This is a genomic window from Dietzia sp. DQ11-44, assembly GCF_014145205.1.
In the GTDB taxonomy this organism is placed as follows: Bacteria; Actinomycetota; Actinomycetes; order Mycobacteriales; family Mycobacteriaceae; genus Dietzia; species Dietzia natronolimnaea.
Genome location: NZ_JAALEC010000652.1, coordinates 1 through 1752, shown reverse-complemented (window position 1 = coordinate 1752; position 1752 = coordinate 1). Strand labels below are relative to the sequence as shown.

2 protein-coding genes are annotated in these 1752 nt (G+C 72.9%); both read right to left on the bottom strand.

Translation table 11 applies throughout. The annotated features are described in order from the left end of the window. Positions 1–938, bottom strand: a 938-nt coding sequence (locus G6018_RS15010; RefSeq protein ID WP_182617647.1) for a hypothetical protein, incomplete at its 3' end; no start/stop codon positions are given. Between the two features lie 25 nt (positions 939–963). Further along, the gene (locus G6018_RS15005) at positions 964–1524 is read right to left on the bottom strand and encodes a type 1 glutamine amidotransferase domain-containing protein (protein ID WP_182640052.1); all 561 of its coding nucleotides are present in this window, start codon (positions 1522–1524) and stop codon (positions 964–966) included. Positions 1525–1752: the final 228 nt, after the last annotated feature.

Below are 1752 nucleotides of genomic sequence, written 5' to 3'. Positions count from 1 at the left end.
TCCGCCGCACCGTCGACGCCCCACCACGCGCGGATACCTCCGGTCTCCCCGTCCCGTGCCCTCTCCAGTTGTCGGCGGACGGCGTGCCCGACGGCGGTCGGCCCGTCCCCGTAGCGCAACACGCTCACCGCCGGGATCGAGTCCAACGCCCCCGCGGTGGCGTCCTGCTCCCCGTACGGCCGCCGGCCCGGGACCACCACGAGCGGCACGTCAGCGCAGGCGGCGTCGGCAACAGACGACTGGCCCCCTCCGGTGACCACCACGTCGGCCGAACACAGTTCCGGCCAGGGGTCCGCGTGCCATTCGCCGTCCGGGCCGCCCACCTCGAGCCAGTCGGCCACTCCGAGCTCGCGCGCCGTCGATCGGACCGCCCTCCAGAAGCGGTGGTCGCCGCCGGAGCCGGAGCCGTTGAGATGGACGACACGGGGACGACGACGATGCCGTGTCTCGCGGACGCGCCGCTCGAAGCGGGACACTCCGCCGATCTCCGCGACGGGGTTCTCCGTCCGCCGCAGGGTCGCCTGATGCGCCCCCGGTGGCCACGCCCCGATCAACCGCTCCGCAGCACGAACCCGCAGCAGGTGGGGCTCGTCCTCCCTCACCCCGGGCGGCAGGGTGCTGACCATCGGGATGCCGGTCATCCGCGCGGCCAGCGACATGGCGGGAGACGAATCGACCCAGAAGGCGCGGGGTCGTGCGTGGTCCATCCACGCGACGGCGGCGCGGCGGGCGGAGAGGGTGAGCTCCTCGGCGTCCTCCTCGTCATCGATGCCGGACGGGAGGTGGACGACGCGGGTTCCCGGGGGGAGGAGCGCGTCGTCGAACTGGCCCGAGATGAGCATCGTGACGTCCAGTCCCCGTTCCCGCAGGGCGCCCATCACCGGAATGGCCCGGTGGAGATGACCGCGCCCCCGGTGGTGGACGTAGACGCCGATCATCGAAACCCTCCCTCGGTCCGTCGGCTTATTCCGCTCCGCGGATCGCGCCGAGTAGTGCGTCGCAGAAGGCGGGGAGGTCGTCCGGGTTGCGGCTGGTGAACACGCCGTCCGAGCTGACCAGCTCCTCGTCCACCCACTCGGCTCCGGCGTTGACCAGGTCCGTGCGCAGGCTCGGGTAGGAGGTGACGCGGCGCCTGCGGACGACGTCGGCCTCGATCAGGACCCATGGCGCGTGACAGATGGCCAGGACGGGCTTACCCGCCTCGACCATCTCGCGGACGAGGGTCAGAGCGTGCTGGTCCTGGCGCAGAGCGTCCGGGTTGGCGACGCCGCCCGGCAGGACCAGGACGTCGACGTCGGCGGCGGTCACGTCGGCGCTCGTCCGGTCGACCGCCTGGGTGCCGGCCGGGGTGAGGTGGTCGACCAGGTCGACCTCGCCGTCGGATGTGCTGACCAGGAGCGCCGTGTGACCGGCTTCGGTCACGGCCCCCCACGGCTCGGTCAGCTCGACCCGTTCGATCCCCTCGCCGGCCACGAGGAATACGACGGTTCTGGTGTCAGTGCGTGCGTCCTGGGTCTCGGTCATAGCCTGATCGTGGGGCCGGACCCCCCAGGCCCGCAACCGGACCGCCGGTGGCCCCCGGCCCGACGGTCCGGCACGATACGTGGATGCGACGACGAGACCCGATCGACCGACGAGGACGGCGCGACCGCCGGCGAGGCGGCTGCGGCTGCTCCCTGCTCGTGCTGCTGCTCCTGGTGCTGGGGCTGGCCGTGGCCGCGGAGTTCGGCGCCCGGTGGTACCTGGCGGACC